Here is a 17480-nt window from a genome sequence, read left to right as displayed (position 1 = left end):
GTATAGAGTCGCCTCGCGTCGGAGAGGCGTATCAACTACCTTTGCTGGTATTCCTCTCTCCGATATTTTTGTTATATATTTTATCGTACTCCTTTAGTAGCTTTTGAAGGCCGCTAAGTCTCAAAGAGTTCTCATTGCAGATGCCGTAATTATTAACTATATTTAGTAGAAGATCTCCGTTTGTGATTTGATGCTTGCTGCTGTCCAACGGTATTAGTTCTTTGGGTGGTTCCATGAATATTTCGGGAGGGAGTTTATAGCCTACGTTAATAAATGTGGTGTTTCCTTTGCTCAAGTTTTCTTTGAGTCCTTTAGAAAACGGAACTGGTGAGTTTTTATCTAGTACTGCAATGGCCCAACTTCGCATGTCATCATCCGCTTTGCCTTTTTCTGCGTTCAGAATAGTTAAGGCCATTTGGACATAATCTTTCTTCACGCCTTCTTCAGAAGTTTGTGTTTGGATTAGCCATCCGAATGTTGCTATCAAAACGGGAACAGCTATAGAGGAAAAGATAGAAGTATAAGCTTGGATTTTTGGCAGCGAATCTGATGGTCGCATCGGTGTTCATTCCTTTTGAAAAGAATCGATCATATCATTTTGATTTATTTTTCGACAGGGATGGTAAAGTTCTCGCATTGGTTACGAATATTGCCCAAGTCGTGACCGTCATGAACCATTCAAGGTTCTCGGTCGACTCGCCTTGAAGCAAAGAAACATGTTCAGATCATTTTATGGGGGGCGCTGGTTCCAGCCTCACCGGAGCTAGATCGAGTGAAAGTGCTACCGAGCATCAATCGTAGAGATTCCCATGCCCCCGGGACTTTTTCGCAATGGAATCCAAATCCTCAAAATTTCATCGTAATGATTAAAGATTTTACTGAATATATTTATCTTCCTCCGTAGGGTTTTTTGGATATTGAGCAAAGACAGGTAGTGCGAATAAAGAGCCGCTCCGAGCTTCATTGAGCCAGTGAAAGGCATGTTCAATGTTATGGTGGGCAATAATTTGCTCGGCCAGGATGTGATGGCCTAAAGCATATAGCGACTGAATTATATGGTGGAGAAAGTTTGACTTGTCAAATACATGCATGAATTCATGTTGGATCGAATTTTGATCGATATTTGCTTGATCGTTAATTTCGGATGCGTAACGGGAGTACAGTGATTCATAGTACTCTGTGAATGCGTAGTCATAAGCAAAGTAAAATAATGCATGTAGGCCGGCGGTAAGTTCGGGTGTGGCAATGTTTTCTAAGTCATACCATGATGAATTATCGCTAATCGTTTCGCTTAGCAACTCAGCAAAGGTAATAGTAATGCCTTCGTCCTGCTGGGTTTGCGGTGTCTTTATCTCCTGGTTGGATTCAATCCAAATGTCGATGATGTGTAGTAGCTGGGTGGGAGTGATTCCGGCAAGCGGTTTGCAAATGCCGATGTGTGGGGCAAGAGTATAATGATTCTGAATTAAATTAAGGATTTTTGAAAGCCCAGTACTTGAGGTGTGATATTTTATTTTTAAATGGTTTTTCGTTTTGGTAAAGGCTTCATTGTTCCAAGTCTCTCTGCGAGGGAGCTCCATCGCTAGATAAAAAATCTCATTTCGTTGCAATATGTTGAATAGTCCTTGACTGTATTCATCCTGCAACCATTCATAGAGTCTCAATAATTCGTCTAGCTTTGCTTCAAGGTCGCGGAATTTTTTATACAGCACTACGAAATTAATCAAGGATACTTCAGTTAGGTGTTTTGTTGACTGTGTGCTAATTGGGTATCGGAATGTTTGCCCTGAAGGATCTACTTCAGCTATATCGAGTATCGTTGGCTCTATATGGATATTGATTGTTTTGAAGCGGTTGTCGAGCTTTTCGGATTCTGTTAAAAAAAACTGCCAAATCTTGTAAATGTCATGTGATCCAGAAAAATCGAACTTGATTTCCCTGTTTTTGAGCCTTGCTAAAATCTGAAGAGCTGATATGGCTCCTTTGAGGCGTAGCTCAACAGAGTGTCGCATGTTGAAGCATATAGGGTAGACAAAGACGTCGGTTGTTAAGTGTAAAGAGCGGTCTTTAAGTACGGCGGCAATCAGCATGTTGGCTGCTTTTGAAAAGCCTTTGGAGTACTCGACGTAGCTAGGGCTTCCATTATCGCCCACACAAGCATTTGCCCAAGTCGGGTGGGCGCCGCGGAAAGTTGAGTTTTTTTGGCTCATGATTACCCATCCTAATGAATTACAGGCTGTGCTGTTGAATCTCTATCCACACTCCAAACCGATACTCTCCAAGCGAACGGGGATGCGCACTTCCTGATGGGCGTAGAGAATGCCTTGCATCACCTGTTAGGTAGCTGAATTGGCGGTGTGGGCGCCACTACGGGATCATAACTGACGACCCTGAGCCAGTCTTGCTTTCATTCGCACAGTCTAATGTGCTCTCCTGGTCAAAAGTGGTCTTTCAATTAAGGTCATATTGGAAGTCGTCAGGCTTGCCGGTCACTACACGAAACCTTTGGTTTGACCATATCTAGCTCTGTCGGACGGGGACGATCCATCAAATGCGGCCCGCGCATGAAGACAGAGAGCGGCCCCAGCTTCTGTAGCATCAAGATACCGGGGCGAGGTACTGGCAAGTATTACCTCGGTCACATATTGCGTATCGCATCGTTCTCGTCGAGCACAAACTCTAGTCCAATACCCACTTCCTTTAGCACCTCTGCAGCGCGGTCAATGAAGAACTCGCCTTGCTCTGGCAGCTCATACAAGCCGTTGATGCGGATGATGGGATGTTTCCCTAGTGCATTGGGGATCTCGGTATAGATCTCGCCGCTTTCGATGAACGCAACGTACGTATTGAGCTTGTCTTGCAGCAGCTGCAGGTGTTCGCCTTGCTCAGCTTTGCCGCCCCATTCAAGGTGGTCAGAGATATACAACACCACGTTGTCAGGTTCCCACGTCGGGATGGCCCAGATATCAATAACCTGCGGATTTGTAATGGACATGTCTGCTCCTCAGGGTTTTGGTCGAACTATTTCGACTTTGGTTGGTGGGATTACGGTGCCCCCGGGAAAGCCAGGTTTCCCTTTACCTACAACGACTGCACCGCTTTCTTCGATCTCTGGATACGCCAGTTTTTGGTTGCGAGTCAGTGGCGCTGTATCCGACGACTTGCATTCGATGCAGGAAATGTTGCCGTCTGCATCCCGCCCTAGCATATCGAACCTCGTGCGTACTCCGCTTTTGGTCTTGGCCGTCACTTCTCGGCCCACTTCGGGCGTTGTTTCGCGTAGCTCGCGTTCCTTGTAGTCTTCAAAGGCTTTGCCCTTTTCCTTGTTCTTCTCCAACTGCGTACTGAGCACAATGTAGATTGGCTCAATGCCCGAGTCAGGGAACCAGATAATTGCATCTTGGAACTCAGGGGGATGCGCAGGATTCGCCAGCACCGTGTCAGATTGTGCTGTTGGCGGATACACCCACACGGGGGGCAATTGTGGGGCGCCTTCCAGGGCAGGAATACCCAGCACACCGTCAGGACTTGCCGCTGGGGTCCAAGTGAGCCCAATCCCGTTGCCGATGTCAGCGACATACGTCTCGCCGACTTTCTCGCCCTTGATGACAGGGACATTTTCCCATTCCGCTTTACCGCCCGTGTAGAAGCCGTAAGCGTTGATGGAGCCGTCCGGCAATGTCTTCACGTTGACCCGCACACGGGTGCGGCCAGTTTCAAGCGTTGCGTACTGGTCGTTCGTGTAGAAAGCGCTGTCTGGTGAAATGCTGGTGTTCGGTATCAGCATTCCAACGATGCCCGTTACAAAGCCAGCAGCCACAACGCCTGATCCTTCCAGTAGACCCAGTGACAGTGATCCGCCGAGACGTTGAGCAATTGCACTGCCAGTGCACTACCACTGATTTTTTTGAGGGGGATGTTCCCGTCTGCATCTGTTTCACGACCACCAAGAATGGTGAATTCGCCGTAGTTGGCCACTTTCTCGACAGGGATAAACCCGGCTGGTTTCTTATGGTCGATCACACCGTCAGGAAGGTCGCAGCTCTTTGCGAACACACAACCCACGGTGTTGGGTTTGGCCTTTTCCTTTGGTGGAAGGTCTTTGTATTCCGCCCAACGCTGGGCGTGGATATCAACAGGTTCTATACCGCTGTTGCGGTAGCCCTTCGGCGGGTTTGGTACGTATCCGCTCACGTTGAGCTTCCTTTTCATCCTTGGGGAATTCCAGCCTGTAGCTGGGGCAGAATGACGTTACCGGGAAGCACTGGCGCAGGCTGTAGGACAAGTCCTAAATGCCATGCTCCGCTTTCCTTTCCCTGTCATGTCATGTCTGGGAGCAGGATAACCGCTCTCACGCCAGGTTTTGAATGGTGGCGATTGGCCGCGCCGAGGGATCTCACCAGCGAGCCAATGCATGCAAATGAGTGTTCAAGTTAGTGCAATGCGTGCAGGGGGAGTGGCGAAGGGGTGATCATGACCTGTACTGAATGTGGGGTGCGGTGCGGGATGAAGAGTCAGAGCTATAGGGTCAGGCTCGATCAGTTGTGGACGGTGGCCTGCAGATGACGGAGGTGTCTGTTTCTGTTCGTTGCCAGTCGCGTAAATACGGTAACAGACACCTTAACAGACACCTTGGAGTGGCGGGGTAGGCTAGATGCCTTGAAAACAGTGGAGCGGGTGAAGGGAATCGAACCCTCGTTATCAGCTTGGGAAGCTGGAGTAATGCCATTATACGACACCCGCTCAGAGCGGCTGACTTTGTACCAGATGTGCGCGTGGAAATGAAGTTTTTCTTTGCGCGCGATGCGTTTAGCGCAGGTGAAACAGGACATCAGACCGCATGACGGTCGTTCGCGGGCAAGCCTCGCTCCTACAGAAATGCGTTTAACGCTGCGGGGCGAAGCTTGCTCGCGATGACACTGTTTCAGATGGCCAATGCATGGTGGTCCTGGACGTAATGGTAACGCGGTCGGCTGGCGTGTTGCGCCGGTTTCAGGAAGCCCAGCAGTGCGTCGCGGCTGTCTCGGCAGGCAGATTTGTGTTCCATGTCGAGAAAGTGGCCGGTGGCCTGAAGGGTGCTGAAGGTGGCGTTTTGCACGTGGTTGGCGAACAACCGGGCGCCATCGGCGGCGGTGTATTCGTCCCATTCGCCGTTCATGAACAGCACCGGAACGTTGATTTTCTCGGCAGCCTTGAGGTAGCACAGCCGATCGCTGTTGAGTACGTGGCTGATGTGGAAGTGCATCTGCCCATATTCGTGCTCGGCCAGGCTACTGACGTGTTTGTAGTTGAAGCGTTTGAACAGCGACGGCAGGTGTTTGCCGATGGTGCTGTTGACCAGGTGGCCGACGCGGTCGCGGTCCCGACTGCCGAGGTAATCAATGCCGCGCTCGAGGTAATCGAGCATGTGCGCGTTGATCTCCGGGGAGAACGAGCTGATCACGGCTTTTTCGATGCGCCGTGGCTGTTGGGCCAGGGCGACCAGGGTCGCGGCGCCGCCCCAGGAAAACGACAGCACGTGTTCGGCGGCGAAGTGGTCGATCAGCTCCAGGAGGATCTGCCCTTCGACTTCCTTGGTCAGCAACTTCTCATGCAGGTTGTGCGCTTTTGACTTGCCCGCGTAGGGCTGGTCGTAGCAAACCACATTGAACTGCGGGTGAAGGTTTTTCACAGTTTGTGCAAACGACGCAGTCGTGGCCATCGAGCCGTTGACCAGGATGATGGTCTTCTCTGCGGCGTCCGCGCGATAGAACTCCGTGTAAACCCGATACTGACCCTGTATATCCAGCACAGCGATTTCTGGCCTCATGTCGTAAGACTCCTGGCAAGCGGGTAGTGCGCGCAGATCACTCTGCACGAGCTTTGTGACAGGTAGGCATACGCCTTGAATTTGGAGGCCCATGTCGATCCAATGCAGTCCGGTCGACGGGTATTGTTATTGGCGGGCAGTCTGCCGGTCTGAGGCGGAACCTGAGGGTTCTCTAACCGGCAAAAAGTTTCTTAGAAGTATGTTGTGACTCGTCGGTCACATTTCGGCCGACGTCCTGATTCAAGCAGGGGTCACGTCTTCGCGCAAGTGTCATTCGTAAATTGTTCGACAACTTCTGCTGAGCGGTAGGCTGCTTAGATCAAATGGATCTCTTCGGTGCGCAATGCTCGGTACTCGCCCGGTTTTAGCGCGTTATCGAGCACCAGCGGACCCATGCTTTCGCGGTGCAGGCGCAACACTTTGTTGTCGAAGTGGCCGAACATCCGCTTCACTTGGTGATACCGACCCTCGACGATGCTCAGCCGCGCCGCTTTCGGCCCGAGCACGATCAGCTCGGCCGGTTGCGTGGTGAGGTCTTCGAACGCGAAGTACAGGCCCTCGGCAAACTTCAATGCGTATTGCGGGCCAATCTCCTGCTCGGTCTCGACGTAATAGACCTTCGGCAGTTTGGTCTGCGGCTGGGTCAGGCGCCGTGACCACTGGCCGTCGTTGGTGATCAGCATCAGCCCGGTGGTGTTGAAATCCAGGCGACCGGCGATGTGCAGGTCATCGCGGTTCGGCTCATGGATCAGGTCGAGCACGGTCGGGTGCTCCGGGTCGCGGGTGGCGCTGACGCAGCCGGGCGGTTTGTGCAGCATGAAGTAGCGAGCGGGCTTGCCGACTTGCAGGACTTCCTCGGCGACCTCGACGCGGCTGAACTCAAGCACTTCGGCATGCGGGTCGCTGACGATTTTTCCGTCGATCCGAACGCGCTTTTCCACCAGCAACAGGCGCACCTGCTTACGGTTGAAGCGCGGCAGGTTGCTGAGGAAACGGTCAACGCGCATGGCTGGGAATCAGTCGGAAAAGGGCCGCGTATCTTACGTGATCGGCCGGGCGGTTGCTTACAGCTGTGCCTCGACCTCGGCGCAACGCGGGCACAGGCAAGATTTGTCGCGCAGTTCGGCCGGCAGCGCTTCGAGCACCGCCGGGTCGATACTCACGCCAAAGCACCAGCACGCCTGATCGACAGTGCGCGGGTCGGCCAGGGTGCAGGCGTTGGAGGCGCCGCAGGCGGGGCATTGGTCAGGCTTGTTCATGCAGGATTATTCATAACGGGAGTGAGGCATTTCCACGCAAGTTCGGTTACGGCCGGCCTGTTTGGCCCGGTACATCGCATGATCGGCCCGGGAGAGCAGAGTGTGCAAGGTTTCATCGACCTGCAAGGTGGTGAGGCCGATGCTGACGGTCAGCTGCAGTTCCTTGCCGTCGTAGGCATAACGCTGCTGTTCGACATGTTGACGAATTTTCTCGGCGATCATCAGACCGGTCTCACCGTCGGTGTCCTTGAGCAATACGATGAACTCTTCACCACCCCAGCGGCAGACGATGTCGGAGTGCCGCAGGCAACTCTGCAGGTCCCGCGCGAAGCCGATCAGCACCTGATCGCCGGCCAGATGACCGTAGGTGTCGTTCAAAACCTTGAAGTGGTCCAGATCCAGCAACAACGCGGTCAGTGGCTTGGGCTCGCGCTCGGCTTCGAGCATGGCTTGCGCCGCCAACAGGTCGAAACCACGACGATTCGGCAGTTCGGTCAGGCTGTCGAGCGTCGCTTGCGCCTGGATCTTGCCCTGGTAGCGCTTGATCACGCGGTTGAGCAGGGCCAGCACGATCAGCGTGACGAGTAGGCAGATCAGCAGGTTGAGGTACAGCGACTGGCGGATTTCACTGAGGGCGCTGTCTTCGCGCTTGTCGACAAACAGGTACCAGTTCAGCTCGGGAATGAACCGAACGTTGAGGAAATGGCCCTGGCCCTGGACGGAATATTCGTAGCTGCCGCTATGGGGTTTCGGCAGTTGGCTGACCAGGCTCTTCATGTTGTCCAGTTCGCCGAGCTTCTGACCGATGTGCGCGCCTTGCGGGCCGCCTTCGGCGCCGGTCAGCACCAGGCGGCCGAAGTTGTCGACGAAGTACACGCTGCGCTGGTAACGCTGCTGGTATTTGTCGATCAGCTTGATCACCGCATCGACCGTCAGACCAACGCCGGCGGCGCCGATGAAGCGGTTGTTGTAGTCGTAGACCTTGTAGTTGATGAAGAAGGTCAGGTTGTCCTTGTTGGCAAGGTCCGGGTCGACATTGATCTCGTAGGGATCGGCCATGTCGCGCACGCGGAAATACCAGGCATCGCGGGGTTCCGTGGACTTGACCTGTTTGAGGACGCCTTTGGCGTGGTAGTAGGTGAGGCTGGTGTTGGAGACAAAAAATGCCGTGTAGGCGCCGTAGTGGGTCATGACCTCGTTGAGGTAGCGGGTCATTTTTTCGGGGTCTTGCTCGCCGTTTACCACCCAGTCACGCATGAAGGTGTCGCGGGACATCATCGAAGAAATCAGGATCGGTCTGACGAGGTCCTTCTGGATTTCCGAGTAGACCGTGTCCGAGGTCAGCGGCAGTTCGGTGTTGACGATGCTGTCGCGGATGGAGGCTCGCGAAGCGTAGTAACTCAGGAAAGAGGTCGCGAGAAAGCCTGCGCCCAGCAACGCGATAAGCGTGAGGACCAACGAACGTTGCGAATACAGCGGCGAGTGAAGCGGCATGACGATTCCGTTGGCAGTAACCCGATGGCAGGCATTCTAAAGGCACTGCCGGGAAATAACTCCTCTATGTGCAGCGCGAATGATTGTCCACTCACGCCATGCAAGATGCACCCGGACCCTGTGGGAGCGAGCTTGCTCGCGATGGCGGTCTAACAGGCAAGACAGTCCGCTATCGCGAGCAAGCTCGCTCCCACAGGTTTTCGCTCTTAAGGCAGGGTTTTCAGATACGCACGCCATCCACCCAAATGGCTGATATTGGCGGCCCCCTCCAACCCGTACCCCTCACAAATAAACCCACTCTCCCAGCGCCCATCCGCCAGTTGCACCTTGCCCAGCCCCAGCGGCGCCGGAATCCCGGTCAGGAACGAACCCAACTCACTGCTCGGCAACTCCCACACCTCCACCGCAATCGCCACGCCGCCGTCCTTCACCCGCACCATCCCCGGACGAAACGGTGGGCCACCGGCCAACGCATACAGTTGATAGTCCGGCGAGCTAAGCGTCGTCTCGACCAAATGGGCTCCGCGCTTCTTCAGTTGCCAGTTCAGCGCCAACCCGTCCAGATGCGCGCCACAGACCACCAGTCGTGCGCGGTCATGGCGAGCGACAGTCGTCGGTGCAGGCTCAGCCGAGCGGGGCTGCAAAGCATCCGCCACCCCCAACAAATACTGATCGGTAAACGCCCGACCAAACAGCGTCACGCCCCAGGGCAAACCGTTTTCCATCAAGCCGCTGGGCACGGCGACGGCCGCGTAGTCGAGCAAGTTCATGAAGTTGGTGTAGTAGCCCAGTTCGGCATTGCGCAGCACCGGTTCGGCGTCCAGTTCCGCCGATGTGACGGGGCGGCCGATGGTAGGCGTAACGACACAATCAAGATGTTCCAGCGCCTTGTCGCACAGCGCTTTCAACGCTTGCAGTCGATATTGAGCGCGGAAGGTGTCGACGCCGCTCACCGCTGGCGCCTTGGCCAACACGGCACGAATCACCGGCAACACCGCTTCTGGATNCTGCTCCATCAACTCGCCGGCCACGCTGTAGCGCTCTGCCACCCAAGGGCCTTCATAGAGCAAACGCGCCGCTTCGAGGAATGGCGACAGATTCAGTTCCACAGCGGTACCGCCCAACGTCTTGAGCCGATCGATGGCATCACCGAACAACAACGGGCCTTCAGGGCAGCCGAAGAATTCCAGGTCCTGCGCACGCGGTACGCCGAAACGGAACGGACGCGGCGTACCGAACGCCGAGCCGTCATTCCACAGCGGGTTGCTGCGGCTGTATTCATCTCGCGGGTCGTGGTGCGCGGTCAGCGCCAGCAACTGACTGGCCTCCCGGGCCGTCGCGGTGAATGTCGTCACGCAATCGAGCGTGCGACAGGCCGGCACCACACCGGCCGTGGAGATCAGCCCTTTGGTGGCTTTCAATCCGACCAGATTGTTCAACGCCGCCGGCACCCGTCCCGATCCTGCCGTGTCCGTGCCCAATGAAAAACTCGCCACGCCCAGGGCGACGGCCAGCGACGACCCCGCGCTGGAGCCGCCCGATGGATACTCCGGCAACACACTGTTGGGGCAGGCGCCATAGGGCGAGCGGGTGCCATTGAGCCCGGTCGCGAACTGATCAAGATTGGTCTTGCCCAGCGGAATCGCGCCCAGCGCCAGCAACTGCTCGACGATGGTCGCCGAACGCTGCGGCAAATAGGCAAAGGCCGGGCACGCCGCTGTGGTGGGAATGCCCGCCAGGTCGATGTTGTCCTTGATCGCAAACGGCACGCCGAACAGCGGCAGGCTGTCGAGGTCGCGACCGTCGAGCGCGGCGAGGTACGGTTCCAGTTCCTCGTCACTGAGCAAGTGGATGAACAGGTGATAATCCGGGTTCAGCGCTGCGGCTTTGTCACGCAGGCCCAGCAGCAATTGACGGGGCGTGATGTTGCCGACGCGATAGGCGCTGCGCAGGGCGTCGAGTTGCAGATTGATATTCATGGCGTCATTCCTTTTCAAAATGGGTTCAGTCGAGTTCCAGCACCACGACGCGCTGTCCGGCGCGCACCGCCGAACCCGGTTGTACGCGGACCTCGCGCACCACGCCGGCCATGGGCGCGAGTAGCGGAATTTCCATCTTCATCGACTCCAGAATCACCAGCACATCACCGGCGGCGACCCGGCTGCCGGTCTCCACCTGGACCTGCCAGAGGTTACCGGCGATGTGGCTGTCGACGCTCATTTCATTGCTGGCGAGCGGTGCGTCTTCGGTGGCTTCGGGGGCAGGTTCCTCGCTGTCGAAATGCGCCTGGCCGCTGGCGATCCAGCGCTCGCGCTCGGCGTTGAATGCGCTTTTTTGCTGATCGCGAAACGCCGCGATGGTCTCGGCCTCTTTCGTCAGGAAGGCCTGGTAATCCGCCAGGTTCAACTGGCTGTGTTCGATGTTCAGTTCGAAGCGCCCGAGCGGGAAGTCCCGGCGGATGCGCAGCAGTTCCTCGGCGCTCACCGGGTAGAAACGGATCTGGTCGAAAAAGCGTAGCAGCCACGGTTTGCCGTCAAACGCTGCAACTTCCCGGTAGCGGTTCCACATCTGCAACGTGCGCCCGACAAACTGATAGCCGCCCGGGCCCTCCATGCCATACACGCACAGGTAAGCGCCGCCGATGCCCACCGAGTTTTCGGCGGTCCAGGTGCGGGCCGGGTTGTACTTGGTGGTGACCAGGCGATGGCGCGGATCGAGCGGGGTGGCGACCGGTGCGCCGAGGTAAACGTCGCCCAAGCCCATCACCAGATAGCTGGCGTCGAACACCGTGCGCTGCACTTCGTCGAGGTTCGGCAGGTCGTTGATGCGGCGGATGAACTCCAGGTTGCTCGGGCACCACGGCGCGTCCTTGCGCACGGTGGTCATGTATTTTTCGATCGCCAGCTGGCACGCCGGGTCGTCCCACGACAGTGGCAAATGCACGATGCGCGAGGGCACTTGCAGGTCTTTGGCGGCGCACACGGCGTCCCATTCACCGGCGACAATGCCGAGCAGATCGGCCAGCGGCAGTTGCTCGGGCTGGTAGTGCACTTGCAGCGAGCGGATGCCCGGCGTCAGGTCGATGACGCCATGCAGGGTTTTGCTTTCCAGGGCTTGCATCAGGGCGTGGGCGCGGAAGCGCAAAACAAGATCGAGTTCAGGCGCGCCGATTTCCAGCAGCAGGTGAGTATCCCCCGACAACCTCGCAACCAGCCGCGTGTCTCCCTGACCCAACTCCAACACCACCGGCGACACAACCCCCTGTAGGAGCTGGCTTGCTAGCGATGAAGTTGACGCGGTTTCTGCCAGGGCCCCATCGCCAGCAAGCCGGCTCCTACAAGGGGTATTCCATTTCAGGGCGAGGTTGCGGGCGGTTTTTAGATCGACCGGGAGGAACTGGACTTTGTCGCCGGCCTTCAGTTGCCCAAGCTGCCAAAGGTCCGCCTCGATCACCGTCACCGGGCACACAAACCCGCCCAGGCTTGGCCCATCCGGCCCGAGGATTACCGGCATGTCGCCAGTAAAATCCACTGCCCCTATCGCGTAGGGATTGTCATGGATGTTCGACGGGTGCAGCCCCGCTTCGCCGCCGTCCGTGCGCGCCCAAACAGGCTTCGGCCCGATCAGCCGCACGCCGGTGCGGCTGGAGTTGAAATGCACTTCCCATTGGGTGGCGAAGAAGGTGCCGATGTAGTTCTCAGTGAAATACTCCGGGGCACCGTGAGGTCCGTAGATCACCCGGATCTGCCGCACGGCTGTTAGCTCGGTGACGTGGTCCAGTTGCTGACCGACGCTGCGGTCGATCAAGGCAGGCACATGCAACACATCACCCGCCCGCAATGCACGACCACCATGCCCACCAAACTGTCCGAGGGTGAAGGTGCTTTTGCTGCCCAGGTAGTCCGGCACTTGCAGCCCGCCGCGCAGGCTCAGATAGCTGCGAACGCCGGCCCCGGCAATCGTGCCGAGGCTTAACGTGGCACCGGCTGGAATCAGCAACGCGGTGTTCATCGCTACGGTTTCACCGTTCAACGTCAGTGGAATGACGGCCCCGGTGACGGCCACCACAGCCTCGCAATTGAAGCGCAGCAGCGGCCCGCTCATGGTGATTTCCAGCGCGGCGGCGCCTTCGTCATTACCCAGCAGAAGATTACCGAGCCGCAACGCTCGACTGTCCATTGGCCCTGACGGCGGCACGCCCACCGCCCAGTAACCTAGACGGCCGGGATAGTCCTGAACGCTGGTCTGAGTACCGGCGCTGAGCACTTCAAAGGTGTTGGCCTGATACACCAGGCCTTCCAGGCAACGGGTCCACGGCTGGCCGCTGGCGAACGGCGCATCGAGCAGAATTTGCCGCAGGTAGTCGCGGTTGGTTTCCACGCCGTANAGCAGACTGTCGCCCAGCGCCTGATGCAGGTCGGCAGCGGCCTCTTCACGGGTCGGCGCCCAGCTGATGACCTTGGCGATCATCGGATCGAAGTACGGCGGGATCTCGCAACCGGCCTCGACCCAGGTGTCGATGCGCAGGTGTTTGCCATCGGCGGCAGGGAAGTTCACGGCCGTCAGCAAGCCTGGGCTCGGCTGGAAATCACGACCCGGATCTTCGGCATACAGCCGCGCCTGAATCGCATGACCGTCGGCTTTCAAACCCTGACTCAAGTCGCTCAATGGCGGTAAATCACCGGCCGCCAGTTCCACCATCCAGCGCACCAGGTCTACGCCCCACACTTGCTCGGTGACGCCGTGTTCCACCTGCAGGCGCGTGTTCACTTCTAGGAAATAGAAGNGCTGAGCCTCGCTGTCGAAGACGAATTCCACGGTGCCGGCGCTGCGGTAATTCACCGCTTTCGCCAGTTTGATCGCTGCCGCACACAACTCATCAGCCATCCCTTCAGGCAGGTTCGGTGCGGGGGTTTCTTCGAGGACTTTCTGGTTGCGCCGTTGCACGGAGCAGTCGCGCACGCCGAGGGCGATCACCTCTCCAGTGCCGTCGCCGAACACCTGCACTTCCAGATGGCGAGCGTGCTCGATGTACTTCTCGATGAACACACCGGCGTCGCTGAAATTGTTCTGCCCCAGGCGTTTGACTGCCTCGAAGGNTTCGCTCAACTCGGTCGCGCTGCGGCACACGCGCATGCCGATGCCGCCACCGCCCGCGGTGCTTTTGAGCATCACCGGGTAGCCAACCTGTTCACCGGCAATCAGCGCCGCGTCGAGGCTTGCGAGCAGTTCGGTGCCTTCGAGCATCGGCACGCCGTGTTGCTTGGCCAGGGCACGCGCGGTGTGTTTGAGACCGAATACGCGCAGTTGTTCAGGCGTCGGCCCGACAAACGCGATACCCGCGTTTTCGCAGGCTTCGGCGAAGGCGGCGTTTTCCGAGAGGAAGCCGTAGCCGGGATGAATCGCCCTGGCCCCACAGGCCTTGGCGGTGGCGAGGATTTTTTCTACCGCCAGGTAGGTACTGGCCGCCGCGCCTTCACCGAGGCTATAGGCTTCGTCGGCCTGCTGGATATGCAGGCTGGCCGCATCGGCTTCGGCGTACACGGCGACGCCTTTGACGTGCAGCTCACGCAAGGTGCGCAGGATGCGGCAGGCGATGGCGCCACGGTTGGCAATCAGGACTTTTTCGAACATGGCATAGACCCCGGAGGGGATGCGGGCCGTCCCGCAGTTTTTCGATGAGCGCCGGGGTCGTCCCCGACGGCAAAATCACAACTCTTCAGAACACCACCGAACCTGTGGGAGCGGGCTTGCCCGCGATGGGGCCGGCACTTTCAACATTGATGTCGACTGACATAACGCTATCGCGGGCAAGCCCGCTCCCACAGGGTTTAGTGGTGTTTTTGAGGTTTGAGGCACTGCCCGGAACGCGCCTGGCACAAGGCGAACAACCATTTACGCAGGCGCTTGAGTTTCAGTTCCATACCAGTAACTCCGCAGGGGTCGGGTTGTAGGCGTTGCACGGATTGTTCAGTTGCGGGCAGTTGGAAATAAGCACGATCACATCCATTTCCGCGCGCAGGTCGACGTACTTGCCGGGGGCGGAAATCCCGTCTTCAAACGTCAACCCGCCATCCGCCGTGACCGGTACGTTCATGAAGAAGTTGATGTTCGGNCCGATGTCGCTTTTACCCAGCCGACCGTCGTGGGCGCAGGCGCGCAGGTAGTTATCGCGGCAGCTGTGCATGTAGCGTTTTTCCAGGGCATAGCGCACGGTGTTGCTCTCTTGGGCACAGGCGCCACCGAGGGTGTCGTGGCGCCCGCAGGTGTCGTCGACGAGGGTCAGCATCGGCTTGCCGAGGTTGGAATAAAGCACGCTGCCGGTGCTCAGGTAGACGCTGTTCTGCCGGCGCAAAGTGCGTTGCACGTCATAGCGCTCCTTCGGATTGGCGACGCTGTAGAACAAGGTGTCGACAGCCTGGTTGCCTTCAAGGTCGAGGATGCGCAAGGTCTGGCCGGCCTTGACCTCCATCAGCCAGGGCTCGCCGGCCGGGATGGTGGCGCGGTACACCGCGTTTTCAGGCTGCTGGTGTTTGGTTGCGATGGCGAGTGACATGGCAGCGATCCTCAGGCGAACAAACGGTCGGTGTTGATAAAGCCGCGCTCGTTTTCCGGGCGCGAGGTGCGGCAGTGTTCGGCGACACTGGGGTCGGCGTTCATCCAGCTGAGTTTCAGCGGCTGTGGGGCGTAGTTCGGCTTCGGGTCCATCGGATGTTGCAGCGCGGTGAGTACCACCAGTGTGTCCATCGGCGCGTACAACTCGATGTAGTCGCCGGCCTTCGAGTTGCCTTCGACAAAGTGGAAACGTCCGGCCTCATCGACGTTGACGCGGCTGAACAGGTTGAGGGTCATCAGCAGGTCGGACAGCCCCAGCCCCCACTTGCCCAATTCCACCAGCAGGTTATCGGTGCCGTTGCGAAAGAAGCCGTTGCGCAGCTCCTGATAGCGGCCCTGGCCGTATTTCTCGGCCACTTCGGACGCACACAACACACCGCCGATGCTGTCACTCCAGCCGCAGGTGTCGGCGGTAATGGCGGCCAGCACGCGGCCCATGTCCGAGTACAGGCAGTGGCCGCTGGTGAGCTTGGCGGTGTGTTGGCACTTGAGGCTGTCGGGCAGGTTCAGGCGCTCAGTTTTTTCGTTGGCATTAAGCAGCGTCAGGCTGACGTTGGCGCCGCCGCGCAGGTCGGTCAGGCGCAGCAATTGGCCGCGTTTCAACACGAAGGAACGATGGCCTCCGCCGGGAAGCATTTCTTCGGCGAAGGGCGGGAACAGTTGAGTCGAATCAGTCATTTCAAAATTCCTCTAAGCGATACGAAGCGTGCCCGCCAGCGCTGCCGGCAAGGCATCGACGGCGGCGCGGTTGACGCGGCGGTCGCTGTTCAAAGGGATGTCGTAGGTGATGCGCGCGCCATAGGCGCCGGGGGCGTGGGGGTCGAGGCGAACCTTGTCGAACACCAGCAAGCGCGTGCCGAGGCTGAAGCCTTCACTCAGGTCGTGGGTGACCATGAACACCGTCAGCCGGGTCTCGCGCCACAGCTCCAGCAGCAAGGCGTGCATGTCTTTGCGGATGCCCGGATCGAGGGCGCCGAACGGTTCGTCGAGCAGCAACACGCGGGGTTTCATGATCAGGGCCTGGGCGATGGCCAGGCGTTGTTGCATGCCGCCGGAGAGCTGCGCCGGGTATTTGTCCAGCGAATGGCCGAGGCCGACTTTGTGCAGCAGCCCCGAGGCCTGTTCGCGGGCTTNNTGTTTGGCGCTGCCGAACAGCCGCCCCAGCAACGGCGAGCGGGGCAGCTCAAGGCCGAGGGCGACGTTATCCAGCACGGTCAAATGCGGGAACACAGAGTAGCGCTGGAACACCACGCCACGGCTCGCATCCGGCTCGGCGGCGAGCGCCTGACCGTCCAGCAGAATCTCGCCGCGACTGGCGCGTTCCTGGCCGAGCAACAGGCGCAAGAAGGTCGACTTGCCGCAACCCGACGCACCGACCAAGGTGCAGAATTCACCTTCGTTGACGTTCAGGTTCAGGCCTTCGAGGACCACTTGATCGGCGTATTGCTGCCAGACGTTTTTGACGGTGATGAAGCTCATGCGCGGGCCCCCTCATACCAGGGAAACGCACGCCGGGTCAGGGTTTTGAGGCCCCAGTCCATCAGCCAGGCGAGCAGGGTGATCCACACCACGTAAGGCAAAATCACGTCCATCGCCAGGTAGCGGCGCACCAGGAAAATCCGGTAGCCCAAACCGTCGGTGGAAGCGATGGCTTCGGCGGCGATCAGGAACAACCACGCCGAGCCGAGCATCAACCGCAGTGAGATCAGCAGGCGCGGTAGCAATTGCGGGAGCACCACGCGCAGCATCAAAGTCCAGGTGGAGGCGCCGAGGGTCTGCGCCTTGACCAGCAACTCGACGGGAATTTCCCGGGCGCGCTGTTCCAGATCGCGCGCCAGGGCCGGTGTGATGCCGATGACGATCAGCATCACCTTGGACAATTCCCCCAACCCGAACACGATGAACAGAATCGGCAGGATCGCCAGCGGCGGCACCATCGACAGCACCGTGAGCAGCGGCGACAACGGCGCGCCAAACAGCGGCAGCGTTCCGGCGGCGATGCCCAGGCACAGGCCGGCGAGGGCACTGATACCCAGGCCGATGGCCAGGCGGCGCAGGCTCGACGCGCTGTCTTGCCACAGCACGTATTCACCGGTGCGGGTGTCGGCGCTGAACGCCAGGCGCTTTATGGCGTCGCCCATTTGTACGGCGCTGGGCAGCAGCTTGTCGTTGGGGTTGTCCGCCAGGCGCTCGGCCGAGCCCAAAAAGTAGGCGAACAGCAGCAGGGCGAACGGCAGCATCACCAACAGCAGGCGACTNGAGCGTTCCGGGTGACGGTTGATCAGGCGCATGGCCGGTCCTCC

At 58.1% G+C, this 17480-nt stretch carries 13 protein-coding genes, 1 tRNA gene and 1 pseudogene; all 15 read right to left on the bottom strand.

Annotation, left to right across the window (positions count from 1 at the left end):
* Window positions 1-31: 31 nt before the first annotated feature.
* The 15 genes and pseudogenes from B7L09_RS10070 to B7L09_RS10000 all read right to left on the bottom strand — a co-directional run bounded on the left by B7L09_RS10070 (window position 32) and on the right by B7L09_RS10000 (window position 17468).
* A complete protein-coding gene (locus tag B7L09_RS10070; RefSeq protein ID WP_010462332.1) occupies window positions 32-559 on the bottom strand; it encodes a hypothetical protein in 528 nt (175 codons plus the stop codon).
* A 316-nt stretch (window positions 560-875) separates the two neighbouring features.
* Window positions 876-2210 (bottom strand): hypothetical protein, encoded by a 1335-nt coding sequence (locus tag B7L09_RS10065; protein ID WP_010462330.1) that lies wholly within the window; start codon window positions 2208-2210, stop codon window positions 876-878.
* Window positions 2211-2638: 428 nt separating this feature from the next.
* Complete coding sequence (locus B7L09_RS10060) at window positions 2639-2995, bottom strand: DUF6572 domain-containing protein (RefSeq protein ID WP_010462328.1); 357 nt, start codon at window positions 2993-2995, stop codon at window positions 2639-2641.
* A gap of 9 nt (window positions 2996-3004) precedes the next feature.
* Window positions 3005-4194: pseudogene (locus B7L09_RS10055) on the bottom strand (S-type pyocin domain-containing protein).
* Window positions 4195-4669: 475 nt separating this feature from the next.
* Window positions 4670-4743 (bottom strand) — tRNA-Gly (locus B7L09_RS10050).
* A gap of 181 nt (window positions 4744-4924) precedes the next feature.
* A complete protein-coding gene (locus B7L09_RS10045) occupies window positions 4925-5809 on the bottom strand; it encodes an alpha/beta fold hydrolase (protein WP_094468701.1) in 885 nt (294 codons plus the stop codon).
* 314 nt (window positions 5810-6123) lie between these two features.
* A complete protein-coding gene (locus B7L09_RS10040; protein ID WP_094468700.1) occupies window positions 6124-6816 on the bottom strand; it encodes a pseudouridine synthase in 693 nt (230 codons plus the stop codon).
* Window positions 6817-6873: 57 nt separating this feature from the next.
* Window positions 6874-7068 carry a cysteine-rich CWC family protein gene (locus B7L09_RS10035; RefSeq protein WP_094468699.1) on the bottom strand — a complete coding sequence of 65 codons (195 nt, stop codon included), beginning with the start codon at window positions 7066-7068 and terminating at the stop codon, window positions 6874-6876.
* 6 nt (window positions 7069-7074) lie between these two features.
* The gene (locus B7L09_RS10030; protein WP_094468698.1) at window positions 7075-8562 is read right to left on the bottom strand and encodes a sensor domain-containing diguanylate cyclase; all 1488 of its coding nucleotides are present in this window, start codon (window positions 8560-8562) and stop codon (window positions 7075-7077) included.
* 206 nt (window positions 8563-8768) lie between these two features.
* Entirely contained in the window at window positions 8769-10541 is a 1773-nt protein-coding gene (gene atzF / locus B7L09_RS10025; RefSeq protein WP_094468697.1) for an allophanate hydrolase, read from the bottom strand.
* Window positions 10542-10566: 25 nt separating this feature from the next.
* Entirely contained in the window at window positions 10567-14196 is a 3630-nt protein-coding gene (uca, locus tag B7L09_RS10020; RefSeq protein ID WP_094468696.1) for an urea carboxylase, read from the bottom strand.
* A 280-nt stretch (window positions 14197-14476) separates the two neighbouring features.
* On the bottom strand, window positions 14477-15118 hold the full coding sequence (locus tag B7L09_RS10015) for an urea amidolyase associated protein UAAP2 (protein ID WP_094468695.1): 642 nt from the start codon (window positions 15116-15118) through the stop codon (window positions 14477-14479).
* Between the two features lie 11 nt (window positions 15119-15129).
* The gene (locus B7L09_RS10010; protein WP_094468694.1) at window positions 15130-15855 is read right to left on the bottom strand and encodes an urea amidolyase associated protein UAAP1; all 726 of its coding nucleotides are present in this window, start codon (window positions 15853-15855) and stop codon (window positions 15130-15132) included.
* A gap of 12 nt (window positions 15856-15867) precedes the next feature.
* The gene (locus B7L09_RS10005; RefSeq protein ID WP_094468693.1) at window positions 15868-16656 is read right to left on the bottom strand and encodes an ABC transporter ATP-binding protein; all 789 of its coding nucleotides are present in this window, start codon (window positions 16654-16656) and stop codon (window positions 15868-15870) included.
* A complete protein-coding gene (locus B7L09_RS10000) occupies window positions 16653-17468 on the bottom strand; it encodes an ABC transporter permease (protein WP_064451296.1) in 816 nt (271 codons plus the stop codon). The genes B7L09_RS10005 and B7L09_RS10000 overlap by 4 nt, the downstream gene beginning before the upstream one ends.
* Window positions 17469-17480: the final 12 nt, after the last annotated feature.

Origin of the sequence: Pseudomonas mandelii (genome assembly GCF_002251635.1) — a bacterium.
In the GTDB taxonomy this organism is placed as follows: Bacteria; Pseudomonadota; Gammaproteobacteria; order Pseudomonadales; family Pseudomonadaceae; genus Aquipseudomonas; species Aquipseudomonas mandelii_B.
The sequence above is the reverse complement of the archived record's forward strand: the minus strand, read 5'-3'. Positions and strand labels throughout refer to the sequence as shown.